Consider the following 18,638-nt stretch of genomic DNA (forward strand, 5'->3'; position numbering starts at 1 on the left):
ATCGGCGAGCCCGTCGCCCTCGCGCTGGGCAACGGCGCCGCCGGCACCGCCGCCGCGCTGGCCGAGCACGGCGCGGTCAAGGTCCTCACCAACGACGCCGCCGAGCTGGCCGACTACCTGGTCGTGCCGAAGGTGGACGCGCTGCAGGCCGCCTACGACGCCGTGTCCCCGGCCGCCGTGCTCGTACCGTCCTCCGCGGAGGGCAAGGAGATCGCCGCCCGCCTCGCGGTGCGCATCGGCTCCGGCCTGATCACCGACGCCGTCGACCTGGAAGCGGGCGAGCAGGGCCCGGTGGCCACCCAGTCGGCGTTCGCCGCCTCGTACACCACCAAGTCCCGCATCTCCAAGGGCACGCCGGTCATCACGGTCAAGCCGAACTCGGTCGCCGTGGAGGCCGCCCCGGCCGCGGGCGCCGTGGAGGCCCTGACGGTCTCCTTCTCGGCGCAGGCCACCGGCACCAAGGTCGTCTCGCGCACCCCGCGCGAGTCCACCGGCCGTCCGGAGCTGACCGAGGCCGCCATCGTGGTCTCCGGCGGGCGTGGCGTGAACGGCGCGGACAACTTCCACCTCATCGAGTCGCTGGCCGACTCGCTGGGGGCGGCCGTGGGTGCCTCGCGGGCCGCGGTGGACGCGGGCTGGTACCCGCACTCCAACCAGGTCGGCCAGACCGGCAAGTCCGTTTCGCCGCAGCTGTACATCGCCTCGGGCATCTCCGGTGCGATCCAGCACCGGGCGGGCATGCAGACCTCCAAGACGATCGTGGCGATCAACAAGGACGCCGAGGCCCCGATCTTCGAGCTGGTCGACTACGGCGTGGTCGGCGACCTCTTCGACGTCGTCCCCGCCCTCACCGACGAGGTCAACACCCGCAAGGGCTGACCGTACGAATCGGCTGACGGTACGAGGCCTTCGCCCCCGCACACCGCGGGGGCGAAGGCCTCGCCGCGTCACAGGGTCAGTGAAGCCTGCACCGGCAGATGGTCGCTGGGGAACTGCCCGCCCTGCGAGAAGGTGTTGATGGCCGCCGAGTGGACCCGCACCCCGGGCGTCGCCAGGATCCAGTCGATGCGATCGCCGTCCGGCGTCAGCGGCTTGTAGCCGTGGAAGGTGGCGTACGCCTTGCTGCGCTCGTCCGCCGCGTCCCACGTGTCGACGAGCCCGGCGCCCAGCATGGTGTCGTAGACCGGGTTCTTGTGGGCCGCGACGTTGAAGTCACCCGTGACCAGGAGCGGCAGGGACGAATCGAGGGCGGCGATCCGTTCGGAGATCAGGCGCGCGGCCCGGATGCGCGCGTTCTGGCTCGCGTTGTCGAGGTGGGTGTTCAGGACGTACAGCTCCGTGTCCGTGCGCAGGTCGTGGAAGCGGACCCGGGTGACCATGCGGATGGAACCGCCGCCCCAGGTGTTCGACCCGATGACGTCCGGGGTGTCGGAGAGCCAGAAGTGGTCGTACTCGACCGGCGCGAGTCTGCGGGTGTCGTAGAAGACGCTCATGAACTCGTCGCGGCTGCCGCCGGCCCGGCCGGTGCCGATCCAGTCGTAGTGCGGGCCCAGGTCCTCGGCGATGTCCCGCACCTGCTGGTAGAGGCCTTCCTGGGTGCCGATGACATGAGGACGCGCCCGGCGCAGGAGTTCCCGGGTCACCGGGCGGCGGTCGGCCCAGGTATTGGGCGGCGTGGTGCTCGCGTAGCGGAGGTTGAACGACATGACCTCCAGGCGGCGCCCCGCCCGCTCTACCGCGGAAGCGGGTGAGGCGGCCAGCGCGGTGGTGACCAAGGGCACTGCCACCGCGGCGAGCGCGGTCTGCAGGCCGAAGCGGCGCGTTACTCGGGTGTCGTTCGGCACGCGGTCTCCTTCAATGGGTGACGGTCAGGATGAGGTGCGGGCACGCGAGTGCGGAAGCAGGATCCGAGACACGGGTGAACGCACGTGGTCCGGCAGACGAGAGGGTGTTGACCAGCGGGAAGGTCGCCGGATAACTTCGGCATGCGGATTGTGGATTCCGTGAAGCGGAAGTTCTTCCTGCTTTTCAGTAATCCTGAATGGTCCTGAGTGTGTGGTCCCGAGCGTGTGGAGGGTGCAGGAATGGGTCAGCAAGAGAAGGTGGCAACGAGTCTCGCGGGCGCGGTCAGCGAGGGCATCAGCGCTTCCCTCGCCCCGGTGGACGCGGAGCTCGAGCGCCGCTACCCCGGCGACCCGGGCACCCGTCAGCCGGTCCACACCGTGTACGTCCCCGGTGAGCTCTTCGGCGCCGACACCATCCGTACGTGGGGCGACCAGGCCCTGAAGGCGCTCGACGAGCACGCCCCGGACGCCGCCACCTTCGCGTCCGTCCTCGGCCTCTCCGACGACCTCGCCGCGCCGGTCTACGACCGCGTACGCGCCAAGCTGGAGCGCGAGCCCGTCGAGGACCTGCGCATCGACTTCGAGGACGGCTACAAGGGCACGGACGAGGACCAGGACGCCGCCCGCGCGGCCCGCCTGATCGCCGAGGCCTACAAGAACGGCACCGCGGCCCCGTACATGGGCATCCGCATGAAGTGCTTCGAGGAGAACGTCCGCGACCGCGCCATCCGCACCCTCGACATCTTCCTGTCCGGCCTCATGGAGGCGGGCGGCCTGCCGGACGGCCTCGTCCTGACGCTGCCCAAGGTGACCTACCCCGAGCAGGTCACCGCGATGGTGCGCCTCCTGGAGGAGTTCGAGAAGGCGCGCGGCCTGGAGCCGGGCCGGATCGGCTTCGAGATCCAGATCGAGACCAGCCAGTCCATCCTCGCCGCCGACGGCACCGCCACCGTGGCCCGCATGATCGGCGCCGCCGAGGGCCGTGCCACCGGGCTGCACTACGGCACCTTCGACTACAGCGCCTGCCTCCACGTGAGCGCCGCGTACCAGACAAGCGACCACCCGGCCGCCGACCACGCCAAGGCGATCATGCAGGTCGCGGCGGCGGGCACCGGCGTACGCGTCTCGGACGGCTCCACCAACGTGCTGCCCGTCGGCAGCACCGAGAAGGTGCACGACGCCTGGCGGCTGCACTACGGCCTCACGCGCCGCGCCCTGGCCCGCGCCTACTACCAGGGCTGGGACATGCACCCCGGCCACATCCCCACGCGCTACGCCGCCGTGTTCGCGTTCTACCGCGAGGGCTTCGAGCAGGCCGCCGCGCGCCTGTCCGCGTACGCCGCCCACCGCGAGGGCGGCGACGTGGCGGACGAGCCGGCGTCGGCCAAGGCGCTCGCCGGGTACCTCCTGCGCGGCATGGACTGCGGCGCACTCGACGCCGGAGAGGTCACCCGGCTCACCGGTCTGACGCTGGCCCGCCTGCAGCACTTCTCGGGCCCGCGCCGCGGCGACCTCACCCCCTCCGCCAAGTAACGTCCGGCATCCGCTGTCACCCCTGCCCCGTAGTCTGTTCGCCACGGAAAGTGGCGGCACAGGAACGGGGCAGCGGTGACTTCGGGGGATCAGGAACAGACGGGCGGCGTCGGGCGCCTGCTTGCGGGGCGCTACCGCGTGACGGCTCGGCTCGGGCGCGGCGGCATGGGCGTGGTCTGGCGCGCCGTCGACGAGGTGCTCGGCCGCGAGGTCGCGGTCAAGGAACTGCGCACGTACACGGACGCGGCCGGTCCCGAACTGGCCGACCTGCGCGTACGGATGCAGCGCGAGGCCCGCGCGGCCGCCCGGGTGCGCCACCCCGGAGTCGTGGCCGTGCACGACGTGGCGGAGGTCGACGGGCGGCCCCTGATCGTCGTGGAACTGGTCGAAGGACCTTCCCTGGACGACGTCCTGCGCGATCGCGGCACCCTGGACCCCCGGGAAGCGGCGGCCATCGGCGCCAAGGTCATGGACGCGCTCGCCGCCGCCCACCGCGCCGGCGTCCTGCACCGCGACGTCAAACCCGGCAACATCCTCCTGGAGAGCGGTGGCCGCGTCGTCCTGACCGACTTCGGCATCGCCACGATGGATGACCCGGGCGACGGCTCCGCCACCCACCTCACGCGCAGCGGCGAACTCGTCGGCTCCCTGGACTACTTGGCGCCCGAGCGCGCCCAGGGCCAGGACCCGGGCCCCGCATCCGACGTGTGGGCCCTCGGCGCCACGCTGTACGCGGCAGTCGAGGGCGCGTCCCCGTTCCGTCGTACGTCCACGTGGTCCACGCTCACCGCGATCGTCGCCGACCCGCTGCCCGAGCCGCAGCGTGCGGGCCCCCTCATCCCCGTACTGCGGCAGCTGATGCACAAGGACCCGCTGGCCCGGCCGGACGCGGCGCAGGCGGCGCTGATCCTCGCCGACGCGGCGGACGGCGTGGTGACGGCACCGCTGCATGAGCCCGCGTCCCGGCCGAGGGAGGCCACGGAGCGGAGCATTCCCAGCGGGCCGCCGCCGGGGTTCGGACCGCCGCCTTCCAGCGGCGCCGTGCTCCCGGCGCCGGTGACGCCCGCCACGTCCCCGCAGCGGCGACCGCGCCGCGGCCGGGCGCTGCTCGCCGCTGCGGCCGTCGCCGTCGTCCTCGCGGCGACCGGCGTCACCGTGGCCCTCCTCAACGGCCAGGAGGGCAGCGGCAGTCGGGCGCAGCGGCCCGCGTCCTCCGGGGGCGCCGCCGAGCCGGAGGCGGACAGCAGCCGCGGCGCCCTCGACGGTACGGACGGTCCCGGTCCCTCGAAGCAGGGGGACGAGAAGTCCCGCGAGCCGGAAGGGAAACCCTCCACCGGCAAGGACCGGGACAAGGACGACCCCAAGTCCACGGACGGACCGGCGGCCCGCCCCAAGTCCTCCTCCAAGCCGACCGGGGACGACGGCGACGGCACGACGGGCGGCGGCGCTTCCAGCGGCTCCGGCTCCGGCTCCGGTGGAGGCGGCGACCCGGCCCCCGAACCCGCCTGCCACGCGGCGGGTGGCGGCAAATACGACTGCTCGGTCTGGCGCACGGCCACCTCGTACACCGCTTCGGGCGCCGAAGCGGGCGTACTGAACGCGGGCACGAACTACTTCTACTGCCAGCAGAACCTGGGCCGCCGGGAGACGCACGGCGAGTGGACGAACGTCTGGTGGGCCAGGACGGACGACGACAGCGGCAACAGGGACGTCTTCATCAGCGACGTCTACATCAAGGGCGGAGAAAACGACAAGCCGCTGCCCGGCCTCCCGGTCTGCTGACCACTGACGCCCCGTCAACCGTCAGCTCGCTGGCGGCAGTTCGCCCGACCCGCGCTTGATGAGCCGCGTCGGGAGTTCGATGCGCTCCGGCGCGTCCGACGCGCCGTCGAGCTGACGGAACAGGCGCTCGGCGGCGGTCCTGCCCAGCTGGGCGGCGTCCTGGGCGACGACGGTCAAGCCCGGCTGGACCAGGTCCGCGAGCTCGATGTCGTCGAAGCCGACGAGAGCCACGGGGCGGTCGAGACCGGCGAGGACGCGGACGACCGTCACCGTCACACGGTTGTTGCCCGCGAAGATCGCCGTGACGGGGTCAGGGCCGCCCAGCATCTTCCTGGTGGCCTGCTCGACGCGGTCCGGGGCGGTGAGGCCCAGGGACATCCACTCCTCCTCGACGGGGATGCCGGCATCCTCCATGGCCGCGCGGTAGCCGCGCAGCCGCTCTATGGCGGTGTGGATGCGCGGCTGGTCGCCGATGAAGCCGATGCGCCGGTGGCCGTGGGCGATGAGGTGGGCGACGCCGTCGCGCGCGCCGCCGAAGCTGTCGGAGAGCACCACATCGGCGTCGATCTTCCCGGCGGGGCGGTCGACGAAGACGGTGGCGACACCGGCGGCGATCTCCGGCTCCAGATAGCGGTGGTCGTCACCGGCCGGGATGACGACGAGGCCGTCGACCCGGCGAGCGCACAGCGCGAGCACCAACTCCTGCTCGCGGTCCGGGTCCTCGGCGCTTGAGCCGTTGATGAGGAGCGCGCCGTGGGCGCGGGCCACTTCCTCCACGGCGCGGCTGAGCGGGCCGTAGAAGGGGTCGGCGAGGTCTTCGAGCACGAGGCCGATGCTGGCGGTGCGGCCCTTGCGCAGGACCCGCGCGCTGTCGTTGCGGCGGAAGCCCAGGGCGTCGATGGCCTCCTGGACGCGGCGCTCGGTGTCCGGGGTGACGCCCGGCTCGCCGTTCACGACGCGGGAGACCGTCTTGAGGCCGACTCCTGCGCGGGCGGCGACGTCTTTCATGGTCGGACGGTTGCCGTAGCGGGGTTCGGGTCGCTCGGGTCGGCTGGCGGTCTCGGCCACGGTGCGCTGTCCTGTCGTCGACGTAGGTGAGCTGAAAGTGGTGCGTAAGTGATGTGGCGTCGAGCATAGAACCTGGACAACGTTGTCAGATGCAAGAGAGACTGTCCATCGCATTCTCCGGCCTGCCCTTTCACAATTAGGGCGGCCTGCCCTTTCACCAGGAGATCTGACACTGATGCACACGGACCTCGTCGCCGCACTCGACATCGGCGGCACCAAGATCGCCGGCGCCCTGGTGGACGGCCGCGGCCGGATCCTGCTGCGCGCCCAGCGGCCCACGCCCGCGCGCGAGGACGGCGACACCGTGATGCGGGCGGTCGAAGAGGTCATAGGCGAGCTCACTCGCTCCCCGCTGTGGGGCAGGGCGCGCGCGGTCGGCATCGGCAGCGCGGGGCCCGTGGACGCGTCGGCGGGGACGGTCAGCCCGGTCAACGTCCCCGGCTGGCGTGGCTACCCGCTGGTCGAGCGGGTGCGCGCGGCCACCGGCGGGCTTCCGGTCGAGCTGGTCGGGGACGGCGTGGCGATGACGGCGGCCGAGCACTGGCAGGGCGCGGCCCGCGGGCACGACAACGCGCTGTGCATGGTGGTGTCCACCGGTGTCGGCGGCGGACTGATCCTCGGGGGCAAGCTGCACCCCGGCCCCACCGGGAACGCGGGCCACATCGGGCACATCAGCGTCGACCTGGACGGTGACCCGTGCCCGTGCGGCGCGCGCGGGTGCGTGGAGCGCATCGCGAGCGGGCCGAACATCGCGCGGCGCGCGGTGGAGGGCGGATGGCGCGCGGGCGCCGACGGCGACACGTCGGCCGCCGCGGTGGCCCTCGCCGCTCGGGCCGGCGACCCGGTCGCCGTCGCCTCCTTCGAACGGGCGGCACAGGCACTCGCCGCGGGGATCGCGGCCACGGCCACGCTCGTCGAGATCGACATCGCGGTGATCGGGGGCGGGGTGGCGAAGGCGGGCGACGTGCTCTTCGACCCCCTGCGCCGCTCCCTGAAGGACTACGCCACGCTCTCGTTCGTACGCGACCTGACCGTGGCCCCGGCGCTGATGGGGACGGACGCGGGGCTCGTGGGGGCCGCGGCGGCGGCGCTCAGCCAGGAGGACAGGTCGGTGGCCCTGCGGCCTGCTGTGGGGAGCTGACCCCTTCGGGCCGTCCGGCCCGGGGGAGTGGCCGCTCTTGGCTGCGGCCGGGGTGATCTGGTCCGGCCTGCAGCCGGCAGTGTGTGGGGCTGGGTGGATGCGGTGGCCGCTGTCAGCCACGTGGCGTCCTGTCGTGAGGAGTTGACCGTCTCTGGCTGTCCGGCCCGGTGGAGTGGCCGCTCTTGGCTGCGGGGCGGGGTGACCTGCCCCGACCCGCAGCCGCCTTCGCACACGGCTCGGCAGCCGCCACTGCGCACGGCTCGGCAGAAGTCGTCGCCGCGCGGCTCGGTGGTGCGCCAAGTCGGCTCACGTGCTGCGGGCCGGGCTGAAGTCCCTCAGCCCGGCCCGCAGTCGATGACCCGCACCACTCAGCAGCTGAGCACCGGCTTTGCCCAGTCCGCGTGGTCGGAGTCCCTGCCGTCGCCGCCGTCCGTGACGACGAGGCGTACGACCTGGGCCCCGGTCACGTCGGCCGAAAGGCTCCGCGCGGCATCGGCGTTGGTCAGGACGCCGGTCGACGCGGCCCTCTTGCCGTCCGCCCAGATCTCGAAGGTGACCGTGCCCTTGGCGCCCTTCTCGTCGTCGACGCCCACCTGCGCGGCGACCTTCTCGCAGGCCCCGCCGGTGTAGTACTCGACGGCGCTCGCCGCGTGCACCCCGAGGCCCTTGGCGTAGACGGCCCCGCCGATGGTGAGCGGCTTGCCGTCGCCCGCCGCCTCCTCGCCGTTGCTGGTGTCCTTCTCGACGGGACCCCAGCCGTTGACCGTCGACATCCACGGCAGGTCACTGACCGCCGAGTCGCCCGCGGGCGGCGCCACCACGACATGGGCCGTCAGCGGCAGCACGTTCTCGGCACGGGTGCCGCCGGGGGAGCGGTAGGTGGTCCTGAGCGTCAGGTCGTACGCTCCCGGCGCCGCGCCCCGAGGTGCGGTCACCGACCACGACGTGCTCAGCGACTTGCCCGTACGCAGGGAGTCGGTGGTCGCGGGCGAGGTCGCCCTGATCCGCCAGCCGGAGGGGCCGCTGAAGGCGGCGGACACCTTCTGCGCGGAGGTGCGGCCGAGGTTGGTGACCTTCGACGTCAGCTTCTCCGCCTTGCCCGCCTCGACCAACGGCTGCCCGCCGATGCCGAGTTCGACGGCGGGCGGGTTCTTGTCCCACGCGCCGTCCGCCGTGACGCGCAGCAGTACGGTGCCGTGTGCCGGAACGGTCGCAGAGATCGTGCCCGCCGTGTTGTAGCTCTTGTGCTGCCACAGGTCCCGCAGGGTGTAGCCGTCGGCGTCCGGCAGCCCGACGTCCTTCGCCGACGTGGCGATCGACTGGGCGGTGCCCGTCTCGTTGAAGAGCGCGACCGTCCTGCTGCCGTCCTGCATCTCCTTGGCGACGACCCAGCGGCCGCCCTGCGAGGACAGCACCTTGCCCTGCTTGCCCAGCGGGTCCTGGTCGACGGCGATGACTTCCTTGTTCCCGATGATCTCGAAGGTCTCGGGCGTGGCCTTGCGCAGGTCGGAGCCGATGAGCAGCGGCGCGGCCATGATCGACCACATCGAGAAGTGCGTGCGGTACTCCGTGTCCGTCATGCCGCCGTTGCCGACCTCCAGCATGTCGGGGTCGTTCCAGCGGCCCGGTCCCGCGTGCTCGTCGAGCGGCAGGTTCTGCTTCATGATCGACAGCATCGAGCTCCAGTTGTCGCTGATGTCGCCGGTGGTGCGCCACAGATGGCCTACGTCGGCCGCCCACTCCCAGGGTTTGTTCTCGCCCCACTCGCAGAGGCTGTAGACGATGGGGCGGCCGGTGGCCTTCAGCGCGTCGCGCATCGCGATGTACCGCTTCTTGGCGTCGACGCCCTGGTTGTTGCAGTTGTCGTACTTGAGGTAGTCGACGCCCCAGTCGGCGAACTGCCGTGCGTCGCTGACCTCATGGCCGAGTGCGCCCGGGAAACCGATGTCGCTGCAGGTCTTGGTGCCGGCGCTGGTGTAGATGCCGAGCTTCAGGCCCTTGGCGTGCACATAGTCGGCAACACCCTTGATTCCATTGGGGAATCGCTCGGGATCGGGCACCAGCTTGCCGTTCGCGTCCCGTTCGGGCAGTGCCCAGCAGTCGTCGAGATTGACGTACTGGTAGCCGGCGTCCTTGAGGCCCTTCTCGACGAAGAGGTCCGCGATCCCCTTGACCATCGACTCGTCGAACTCGGCCCTGCAGTGGGTGGAGTTCCAGTTGTTGAAGCCCATGGGCGGGGTGAGGACGAGATCGCCGGGGAGCTTCACGTCACTCGTGCCGCCCGGATCGCTTGCATCGCCCATGTCACTCGCGCCGCCCAGGTCGCGTGCCGTCGCCGCCGGTGCGGCCAGCCCTGCCGCACACAGCAGTACGGCGGCGAGCGACCCGACGACTCTTCGACGCGTGGTGCGGGGAGAGATATGACGCATCGTTACATTCCTCCGTACTCGCAGAAGTTGTGGGGCTGCATGTACGTGTCAGAGGTGCGCGCTTACGTTAGGCCGTGTTGGACTCTGTTGGAAGAGGAGCCGTAACGGTTCGGGCAATCGAACGCCAAAACCCTTGACTGGCACGGCACTTGGGGGTGGGATCGCAGGCCTCGCGTTCGGTTGTGTTCGGTTGCACCCCGAGGAGGGGGACATGGCACAGTCATCGTTCATGGGTCCTGCCACGCCCCGAAGCATGTCAGGACATCGGATGTCGCGGCGGAATGTCCTGCGTGGTGCGGCCGCCGGAGCCGGTGCACTCACCCTTCCGGCCCTGCTCACGGCCTGCGGCGACGGTCCCGGGGGCAACAAGGGCGAAGTCACGATGGGCTCCAATTCCTCGGACGCGGTCCCCAAGAAGGCGTTCGCCGCCGCCTTCGACGCGTACGAGAAGAAGTCAGGGAAGACCGTCAAGGTCAACACGACAGAGCACAACGAGTTCCAGCAGAACATCACGCGCTATCTGCAGGGAACACCCGACGACGTCTTCATGTGGTTCGCGGGATACCGCATGCAGTACTTCGCGGAGAAGGGCCTGCTGATCGAGATCAGCGACGTGTGGAAGGGCTTCAAGGGCTTCTCTGCCGCGCTGCGGGAACAGTCCACGCACGAGGGCAAGCAGTACTTCGTGCCGTATTACTACTACCCATGGGCCGTCTTCCACCGCAAGAGCCTCTTCGAGAAACAGGGCTACGAGCAGGCCAGGACGTGGGACCAGTTCATCGCGCTCGCCAAGAAGACGAGCAAGGACGGCATACCGGTCGCCTTCTGCGACAAGGACGGCTGGCCCGCCATGGGCACCTTCGACTACATCAACATGCGCCTCAACGGATACGAGTTCCACAAGAGCCTGATGGCCGGCGAGGAAGCCTGGACCGACACGAAGGTCAAGAAGGTGTTCGACCTGTGGCGCGAGCTCATGCCGTACTACCAGAAAGGCGCGCTCGGCCGGACCTGGGAAGAGGCCGGCCAGGGGCTGCAGAAGCGCAAGACCAGCATGGCCGTCCTCGGGATGCCGCACCCCGGCCAGCAGTTCCCGGCGGACGAACGCGACGACATCGACTTCTTCGCCTTCCCCGAGATCGACCCGGCGCACGGCCAGGATGCCGTCGAGGCACCGATCGACGGATTCCTGGTGGCGAAGAAGTCGAAGAATCTCGACGGCGCCAAAGAACTCCTGAAGTGGCTGGGGACACCGAAGGCCGAGGACATCTATCTGGCCGGTGACCCCAACAACGTCGCGGTCAACGACGGCGCCGACACCAGCAAGTACAGCCCGCTGCAGAAGAAATCGGCCGAACTCGTCTCCGGGGCCAAGCAGATATCGCAGTTCCTCGACCGGGACACCCGGCCCGACTTCGCGCAGACCGTCATGATCAAGGCGCTGCAGGACTTCATCGACAATCCCAACGACGTCGACGGCCTGGTCAACAGCATCGAGCGCCAGAAGAAGGACATCTTCTCGTCGGACGTCAGCTGAGGACCGGGGGGACGACGTTCCGTGCCGCAGAAAACCGCGCGGCGCGCCGGACGGCGGGGACCACGGCGTTTCACACGCCGTGACACGGCCGTGCTCGGCGTGCTCCTTGGAATTCCCGTCCTGCTGGACATCTTCATCATCTGGGGTCCGACCCTGGCCTCCGTCGGCCTGTCCTTCACCTCCTGGGACGGCATCGGCGACATCCAGTGGGTGGGCGGAAAGAACTACGAGAGCCTGGTCGACAATTACCCGGCTTTCTGGCCCGCCGTCCGCCACAACCTGCTGTGGATCGCCTTCCTCGGCCTGGTGGCCACGCCGTTCGGCCTGCTCCTTGCGGTGATCATCGACCGGGGCGTCCGCTTCAGCCGCTTCTACCAGTCCGTGCTCTACATGCCGGTGGTGCTCTCGCTCGCCGTGGTCGGCTTCATGGCCCAGCTGATCCTCGGCACCGACCAGGGCGTGGTCAACACCATTCTGAACAACCAGAGCGACCCGATCGACTGGCTCGGGAACTCCGACATCAACATCTGGATGATGATGCTGGCCGCGAGCTGGCGGCATACGGGCTACGTCATGATCCTCTACCTGGCCGGGCTGAAATCCGTGGACCCCGCCCTGAAAGAGGCCGCGGAGATAGACGGCGCGAACGCCCGCCAGACATTCTTCCGCGTCGTCTTCCCGACCCTGCGACCGGTGAATGTCATCGTCGGCGTCATCACGGTCATCGAGGCACTGCGCGCCTTCGACATCGTCTACGCGGTCAACAAGGGCCGTAACGGCCTCGAACTGCTCTCCGTGCTCATCACCGACAACATCATCGGCGAGGCGAGCCGTATCGGATTCGGCTCCGCCATCGCGGTCGTGCTCCTGAGCGTCTCGCTCGGATTCATCGTGACGTTCCTGGTCCAAGAGCTGCGAGGTGCGCGCGACCGATGACCGCCGACATCCACACCACGCCGCTTCGGAAAGAACCCGCACGGCCCGCCGAACTGCCCCCGGGCCGCAGCCGCCGACGCGGCCGTTTTGGCGTGCACATCTTCCTGACGGCGGTGACCCTGGCCTTCCTCGCGCCGCTCCTCCTCGCGGTCTACGCCTCACTGCGCCCTTACGAGGAAACGGCGCAGCACGGCTATTTCTCGTTCCCCGAACGCCTGTCGTTCGACTACTACCGCCAGGCCTACAGCGATTCCGGCATGGGCAAGTACTTCACCAACACCTTGCTCATCGCGGTGCCGGCGGTCCTCGTCACGCTCTTCCTGGCGGCGTTCGTGGCCTTCGCCGTGTCCCGTCTGCGGATCCGCGGGGGAATGGTCCTGCTGATGCTCTTCACGGCGGGAAACCTCCTGCCGCCGCAGGTCCTCGTGACCCCCCTCTACGTCCTCTTCCTGAAGATCCCCCTGCCGTGGTGGATGTCCGACTCACTGACCCTGTACGACTCGTACTGGGCGATCATCATCGTCAACGTGGGCTTCCAGGTCGGTTTCTGTGTGTTCGTGCTCGCGAATTTCATGCGGACGCTGCCGCAGGAAATCCTGGAGGCGGCGATCGTGGACGGCGCGGGCGTATGGACCCAGTTCTGGCGCATCACCCTCCCGCTGTGCCGCCCCGCTCTCGCGGCCCTCGGCACGCTGGAATTCACCTGGATCTACAACGACTTCCTCTGGGCCCTCATCTTCATCTCCAACCCCGACAAACTCCCGATCACGTCATCCCTGAACAACCTGCGCGGCCAGTTCTTCACCGACTACAACCTCCTGGCCGCGGGCTCGGTCCTGGTGGCGCTGCCCACGGTCCTGGTCTTCCTGCTCCTGCAGCGGCACTTCATCGCGGGGCTGACGCTGGGGTCGAGCAAGGGGTGAGGGGCCCGGACTGGCCGCGAACAACTGAGCGCCCGGCAGAGCTTGCGTTCGAGGTGATGTGCAATCGGCAATTGCCGACCGGCAGGTGCATCCAAAGCGGCCCGCGGCAGAGAAGCGTCTAGTGCAGGGTCGGCTCCCCCGACCGACCACCCCTGGGTCGCCGCTGGCGTCGGGCGCCCGAGCACCCCGACGCCAGTGGCATTGCCAGTGGTTCGGACCGGGGGAATGGCCAATGCCGCGAAAGGGCGTCGACGTGGACGAGCAGACGAACCCACCAACCCGCGCCGTGAGGGTTCCGCTCGCTGCGGCTCGCGTTCGCCTCTCGCCTGTCCAGGAGGCTTACGGGGCCTGGGCCGGCCACCAACGCGCCTGCAGCATCTGCCGGAACGTGGACGCGGGGCCGTGTCCGACCGTGGGGGTGCTGCGCCGGCAGTGGGACGCGCTGGCGGGCGCCGCGGTCCGACGGGTGGCCGACGAGTCGGCATGACGGCCCGAGTTCGCGGGAGCTGTCGGAGGGGGCCCGCGAGGGGGCTGAGAGTGTCCGCCTCCTGATCGGGTGGCGTCCGTCCGCATGACCCGCTCCGTGTCACGGGCTGTCGTATCCCGCCGCGACCAGCGGGATTGAGATTGTCGGGCGTGTCCACCGACAACCTCCAGCAGACGGAGCACTTCGCATGAAAGCCCCGAAGTACGCGCGTGACATCCCCGGCCTGTGCTGGGACGAGAGGCCCGGTGACGTCCTTCACTGCACTCTTCAGCAGGGCCACACCGGCGACCACTTCCACGCGTACACGCGCACCAGGTGGATCAACCGGCCGGTGAAGCGTTGTCCCGGGCCCGGCCGGGCGTGAAGGGTTCACACGGGGTGTGAACGGAATGCATATATGCACCCGGCGCGCACACTCCCGGCGGTGCCACGCGCGGGGCAGGCTCATGATGCTGCCCGGACCCCGCAGCACAATGCGCCACCCCCCTCACTCGTCTTCCAGCGCCTGCTCCAGCGTCGCAACGGGCAGCAGCGTCGGCGTAAGGCCCGTGAGGCGCAGGATGCGGAGCGTCAGGCGGTGGGTGCAGACCACGGAGAGGCGGGCGCCTCTTGCCGTCGTGCGACGATGCGCGCGGACCAGCAGGGCGATGCCCGAGCAGTCGAAGAACGTGGTCCGGGTCAGGTCGATGACCACGGTCGTCGCGGTGCCACCGGTGATGGGGTCGATGAGCGGGGCCATCCGCTGGTAGGCCAACAGATCGATCTCGCCGTGCAGTTCGACGACGACGGCGCCGTTGTGGCCGTACACGCGCGGCTGCTGATCGGAGTCCTCGAAGGCGAATTCGTTCAGTGCGTCGAGCTGCACGTGTCCCCCCAGTGTCGACATCGGCCGGATCCTCGCGGCAGCGGGTGCATCAGGAGAGCCGGATTCAGGAGGTCACCAGGGGCTGGGGCGCCTGGCGGATCACGCTAGCGGGGTCGGACGCGCCCTGGAGTGAGGGAACGATTCATGCAGGGTGACTGCCACCCGATGGGGTGAAGTGACAGCGAATCGCTTGACACGTTGTGGCGTCATTTGGTCCAGATAGTGGCCGCCTCATCAGGCCCTGGTTTCCGTGGCAGGGTGTTGCGGGCAAGCCACAGGGGGCCGACGGAAGAGGGGGGAACCGTGATCATCTGGATCAACGGTGCGTTCGGTGCGGGCAAGACCAACGCCGCACGGGAACTGATCGAGCTGATCCCGAACAGCACGCTCTTCGACCCCGAGATCATCGGCGCCGGACTGCCGGACCTGCTGCCGCCCAAGCACCTCGCCGAGGTGAGCGACTACCAGGATCTGCCGATCTGGCGGCGGCTCGTCGTGGACACCGCGGCGGCTCTGCTCGCCGAGCTCGGCGGCGTCCTCGTGGTCCCCATGACCCTGCTGCGGCAGGACTACCGCGACGAGATCTTCGGCGGCCTCGCCTCTCGCAGAATCCCCGTACGACACGTGGTCCTGGCCCCGGATGAAACGATCCTGCGCGAGCGAATATCCGCCCGCACGGTCCCGGGCCCGCCCGACGGCGAGGTGCGCGTACGACAGTGGTCCCTCGACCACATCGAGCCGTACCGCATCGCGCTCGCGGGCTGGCTCGGCAGCGACGCGCACCGTATCGACACCGGCGCGCTCACCCCCTGCCGGACCGCCGAACGCATCGCAGAGGCCGTACGCACCGGGGACGTGTCCGTCTGCGACATCGTGCAGACCCCGGAGCCCACCGCGGAGACGCTCGCGGCCGGGGTGCTGCTCTTCGACGAGCGCGGCCGGGTGCTGCTCGTCGACCCGACGTACAAGGCCGGCTGGGAGTTCCCCGGCGGCGTCGTCGAACCCGGCGAGGCGCCCGCGCGCGCGGGCATGCGCGAAGTGGCCGAGGAGACCGGCATCCAGCTCACCGACGCCCCCCGGCTCCTCGTCGCCGACTGGGAGCCGCCCGCACCGCCCGGCTACGGAGGGATGCGGTTCCTCTTCGACGGCGGGAGCCTCGACGGCGGCGAGGCGCGCCGGATGCTCCTGCCGGGACCCGAACTCCGTGACTGCCGTTTCGTCACCGAGGAGGAAGCGGCCACACTGCTGCCCTCCGTGCGCTACGAACGGCTGCGCTGGGCCCTGCGCGCGCGGGAGAGCGGGATCGCCCTGTACCTGGAAGCGGGCGTCCCTGTCGGCTGCCGGTGAGCGGCGGGGGCGCAGTCCGGCCCCCGCCCGGTGGCTCAGCTCGCCGCGTACTTCCGGAGGAACAGCGCCTCCGCGACCGAGAGGCGCTCCAGCTCCTGCGGCGACACGCTCTCGTCGACCGCGTGGATCTGCGCCTCGGGTTCGCTCAGGCCGATGAGCAGGATCTCCGCACGGGGATAGAGCGCGGCGAGGGTGTTGCACAGCGGGATCGAGCCGCCCTGCCCGGCGTACTGCATCTCCTCGCCGGGGTACGCCTCGCCCATCGCCGCCGCCATCGCCGCGTACGCCGGGCTCGTGGTGTCCGCGCGGAACGGCTGGCCCTGCCCGATCTGCTCGGTGGTCACCTGCGCGCCCCACGGGGTGTGCGCCTCCACGTGCGCCTGCAGCAGCTTGGTGGCCTCGGCCGCGTCCACGCCCGGCGGCACCCGGAGGCTGATCAGCGCCCGCGCGCCCGCCTGCACGGACGGCGTCGCGCCGACCACCGGCGGGCAGTCGATGCCGAGGACCGTGACCGCGGGACGCGCCCAGATGCGGTCGGCGACCGTGCCGCTGCCGACGAGGCCGACGCCGTCGAGGACCTTGGCGTCCCTGCGGAAGTCGCCCTCTTCGTACTGAAGGCCGTCCCAGACCTCGTCGCCGGTGAGCCCGTCGACCGTCGTCGAGCCGTCCTCCGCGCGCAGCGAGTCGAGGACCCGAACCAGCGCGGCGAGCGCGTCCGGGGCCGCGCCGCCGAACTGTCCCGAGTGCAGATTGCCCTCAAGGGTGTCGATACGGACACGCACGAGCGTCATGCCGCGCAGTGTGGCGGTGACCGTCGGCAGGCCGACGCGGAAATTGCCCGCGTCGCCGATGACGATGGTGTCGGCCGCGAGGAGGTCGGGGTGCTCCTCGGCGTACCGCTCCAGACCGCCCGTGCCCTGCTCCTCGGACCCCTCGGCGATCACCTTGACGCTCACCGGGACACCGCCGTTCGCCTTCAGGGCGCGCAGCGCGAGCAGGTGCATCAGGACGCCGCCCTTGCAGTCGGCGCTGCCGCGGCCGTACCAGCGGCCGTTGCGCTCCGTCAGCTCGAACGGCGGGGTGGTCCACGCCTCCTCGTCGAGCGGCGGCTGCACGTCGTAATGGGCGTAGAGCAGCACGGTGGGAGCGCCCTCGGGGCCCGGAAGGAAGCCGTACACCGACTGCGTGCCGTCCGGGGTGTCGAGCAGGGCCACGTCCTGGAATCCCTCGGCGCGCAGCGCGTCCGCCACCCAGTTCGCGGCGGCCTCGCTCTCGCTCCGGGGGAACTGGTCGAAGTCCGCCACCGATTTGAAGGCCACCAGTTCGGTGAGCTCCGCCTTCGCCTTCGGCATGAGTGAGGCGACGGTCTCGGCGATCGGATGCGGCGACATGGGCACGCTCCTCGTAGGTGCGACGTTATACGTATGTGGGTGTTGTGATCCTCCCACAGGAGGGTGCCGGAGGTGCCCGCCGTAGGATGCCTTGGAAAGCGCGGCCAACAGCTGGATCGGGAGCGGTAGACCAACGTGAGCAGCGAGAACTCAGCGGACTCGGCGGACGACGCGCAGTATGTGTGGGACGTCGTCGTGGTGGGAGCAGGGCCCGCGGGGGCGTCCGCGGCCTATGCGGCAGCCGTCGCGGGACGCAGTGTCCTCATCCTGGAGAAAGCCGAACTGCCCCGGTACAAAACGTGTGGCGGAGGCATCATCGGCCCCTCGCGCGACTCGCTCCCGCCGGGGTTCGAACTGCCCTTCAGAGACCGCGTGCACGCGGTGACGTTCTCCCTGGACGGCAAGTTCGCCCGCACCCGCCGCTCGAAGCAGATGCTCTTCGGGCTCATCAACCGCCCCGAGTTCGACCAGCAACTGGTCGAGCACGCGCAGAAGGCGGGCGCCGAGGTGCGCACCGGCGTCACCGTCGCGCGCGTGGAGCAGCACGGCTCCGCGGTGCCCGACCGGCGGACGGTCGCCGTGGTGCTGCAGGGCGGCGAGACGGTGCTCGCCCGCGCGGTCGTCGGGGCCGACGGCAGCGCGAGCCGCATAGGGGCGCATGTCGGCGTGAAGCTCGACCAGGTGGATCTCGGTCTTGAGGCCGAGATCCCGGTGCCGCAGAGCGTCGCCGAGGACTGGGCGGGCCGGGTGCTCATCGACTGGGGCCCGATGCCGGGCAGTTACGGGTGGGTGTTCCCCAAGGGCGACACCCTCACCGTCGGCGTCATCTCCGCGCGCGGCGAAGGCTCGGCCACCAAGCGGTACTTGGAGGACTTCATCGCCCGCCTTGGGCTCGCGGGCTTCGAGCCGAGCATCTCGTCGGGCCATCTGACGCGCTGCCGCAGCGACGACTCGCCGCTCTCGCGCGGCCGGGTCCTGGTGTGCGGTGACGCGGCGGGGCTCCTTGAGCCCTGGACCCGCGAAGGCATCTCCTTCGCGCTGCGCTCGGGTCGGCTCGCGGGGGAGTGGGCGGTGCGGATCGGTGAGGCGCACGACGCGGTCGACGCCCGCCGCCAGGCCCTGAACTACGCCTTTGCCATCAAGGCGGGCCTCGGTGTCGAAATGAGCGTCGGGAAGCGCATGCTGGCCCTCTTCGAGCGCCGTCCGGGCACGCTGCACGCGGCGATCACCGGGTTCAGGCCCGCGTGGAACGCGTTCGCGAGGATCACCCGCGGCTCGACGACGCTCGGCGAGCTGGTGCGGAGCCATCCGCTGGCGGGACGGGCGCTGAGCGCGTTCGACCGGTAGTCCCCGGT

General features: G+C 70.2%; 15 protein-coding genes. 10 read left to right on the top strand and 5 right to left on the bottom strand.

Going from position 1 to position 18,638, the window contains the following annotated elements; translation table 11 throughout:
• Positions 1 to 879: electron transfer flavoprotein subunit alpha/FixB family protein (locus ACWFR3_RS07305; RefSeq protein WP_453733576.1), on the top strand; the 879-nt coding region annotated here is incomplete at its 5' end.
• A gap of 68 nt (positions 880 to 947) precedes the next feature.
• Here the strand turns inward: ACWFR3_RS07305 and ACWFR3_RS07310 are convergent.
• Complete coding sequence (locus tag ACWFR3_RS07310; RefSeq protein ID WP_453733577.1) at positions 948 to 1,844, bottom strand: endonuclease/exonuclease/phosphatase family protein; 897 nt, start codon at positions 1,842 to 1,844, stop codon at positions 948 to 950.
• Between the two features lie 240 nt (positions 1,845 to 2,084).
• Between ACWFR3_RS07310 and ACWFR3_RS07315 the strand changes: the two genes are divergently transcribed.
• Both ACWFR3_RS07315 and ACWFR3_RS07320 read left to right on the top strand, forming a co-directional pair.
• Positions 2,085 to 3,377: a DUF6986 family protein gene (locus ACWFR3_RS07315; RefSeq protein ID WP_453733578.1), complete on the top strand. Its 1,293-nt coding sequence runs from the start codon at positions 2,085 to 2,087 to the stop codon at positions 3,375 to 3,377.
• 75 nt (positions 3,378 to 3,452) lie between these two features.
• A complete protein-coding gene (locus ACWFR3_RS07320; protein WP_453733579.1) occupies positions 3,453 to 5,159 on the top strand; it encodes a serine/threonine-protein kinase in 1,707 nt (568 codons plus the stop codon).
• Positions 5,160 to 5,180: 21 nt separating this feature from the next.
• On the opposite strand, the gene ACWFR3_RS07325 is transcribed toward ACWFR3_RS07320, so the two are convergent.
• Entirely contained in the window at positions 5,181 to 6,167 is a 987-nt protein-coding gene (locus ACWFR3_RS07325) for a LacI family DNA-binding transcriptional regulator (RefSeq protein ID WP_453733580.1), read from the bottom strand.
• A 235-nt stretch (positions 6,168 to 6,402) separates the two neighbouring features.
• On the opposite strand from ACWFR3_RS07325, the gene ACWFR3_RS07330 reads away from it, so the two are divergent.
• Positions 6,403 to 7,368: an ROK family protein gene (locus ACWFR3_RS07330; protein ID WP_453733581.1), complete on the top strand. Its 966-nt coding sequence runs from the start codon at positions 6,403 to 6,405 to the stop codon at positions 7,366 to 7,368.
• Positions 7,369 to 7,736: 368 nt separating this feature from the next.
• Here ACWFR3_RS07330 and ACWFR3_RS07335 read toward each other — a convergent pair whose 3' ends face one another.
• Positions 7,737 to 9,671: an NPCBM/NEW2 domain-containing protein gene (locus tag ACWFR3_RS07335; protein WP_453733723.1), complete on the bottom strand. Its 1,935-nt coding sequence runs from the start codon at positions 9,669 to 9,671 to the stop codon at positions 7,737 to 7,739.
• A 394-nt stretch (positions 9,672 to 10,065) separates the two neighbouring features.
• Here ACWFR3_RS07335 and ACWFR3_RS07340 point away from each other — a divergent pair, with 394 nt between their 5' ends.
• The 4 genes from ACWFR3_RS07340 to ACWFR3_RS07355 all read left to right on the top strand — a co-directional run bounded on the left by ACWFR3_RS07340 (position 10,066) and on the right by ACWFR3_RS07355 (position 14,044).
• Positions 10,066 to 11,334: an ABC transporter substrate-binding protein gene (locus tag ACWFR3_RS07340; protein ID WP_453733582.1), complete on the top strand. Its 1,269-nt coding sequence runs from the start codon at positions 10,066 to 10,068 to the stop codon at positions 11,332 to 11,334.
• A 21-nt stretch (positions 11,335 to 11,355) separates the two neighbouring features.
• Complete coding sequence (locus ACWFR3_RS07345; protein ID WP_453733583.1) at positions 11,356 to 12,270, top strand: carbohydrate ABC transporter permease; 915 nt, start codon at positions 11,356 to 11,358, stop codon at positions 12,268 to 12,270.
• Positions 12,267 to 13,193 (top strand): carbohydrate ABC transporter permease, encoded by a 927-nt coding sequence (locus ACWFR3_RS07350; RefSeq protein WP_453733584.1) that lies wholly within the window; start codon positions 12,267 to 12,269, stop codon positions 13,191 to 13,193. The genes ACWFR3_RS07345 and ACWFR3_RS07350 overlap by 4 nt, the downstream gene beginning before the upstream one ends.
• A 674-nt stretch (positions 13,194 to 13,867) precedes the next feature.
• Positions 13,868 to 14,044, top strand: coding sequence for a hypothetical protein (locus tag ACWFR3_RS07355; protein WP_453733585.1), 177 nt, complete (start codon positions 13,868 to 13,870; stop codon positions 14,042 to 14,044).
• Positions 14,045 to 14,167: 123 nt separating this feature from the next.
• Here ACWFR3_RS07355 and ACWFR3_RS07360 read toward each other — a convergent pair whose 3' ends face one another.
• Complete coding sequence (locus tag ACWFR3_RS07360; RefSeq protein ID WP_453733586.1) at positions 14,168 to 14,566, bottom strand: STAS domain-containing protein; 399 nt, start codon at positions 14,564 to 14,566, stop codon at positions 14,168 to 14,170.
• Between the two features lie 282 nt (positions 14,567 to 14,848).
• Here ACWFR3_RS07360 and ACWFR3_RS07365 point away from each other — a divergent pair, with 282 nt between their 5' ends.
• Positions 14,849 to 15,892, top strand: a complete 1,044-nt coding sequence (locus tag ACWFR3_RS07365; protein WP_453733587.1) for an NUDIX domain-containing protein — start codon at positions 14,849 to 14,851, stop codon at positions 15,890 to 15,892.
• 35 nt (positions 15,893 to 15,927) lie between these two features.
• On the opposite strand, the gene ACWFR3_RS07370 is transcribed toward ACWFR3_RS07365, so the two are convergent.
• A complete protein-coding gene (locus ACWFR3_RS07370; protein WP_453733588.1) occupies positions 15,928 to 17,283 on the bottom strand; it encodes a M20/M25/M40 family metallo-hydrolase in 1,356 nt (451 codons plus the stop codon).
• Between the two features lie 135 nt (positions 17,284 to 17,418).
• Between ACWFR3_RS07370 and ACWFR3_RS07375 the strand changes: the two genes are divergently transcribed.
• On the top strand, positions 17,419 to 18,630 hold the full coding sequence (locus ACWFR3_RS07375) for a geranylgeranyl reductase family protein (RefSeq protein WP_453733589.1): 1,212 nt from the start codon (positions 17,419 to 17,421) through the stop codon (positions 18,628 to 18,630).
• Positions 18,631 to 18,638: the final 8 nt, after the last annotated feature.

Source organism: Streptomyces sp. NPDC055189 (assembly GCF_053606765.1).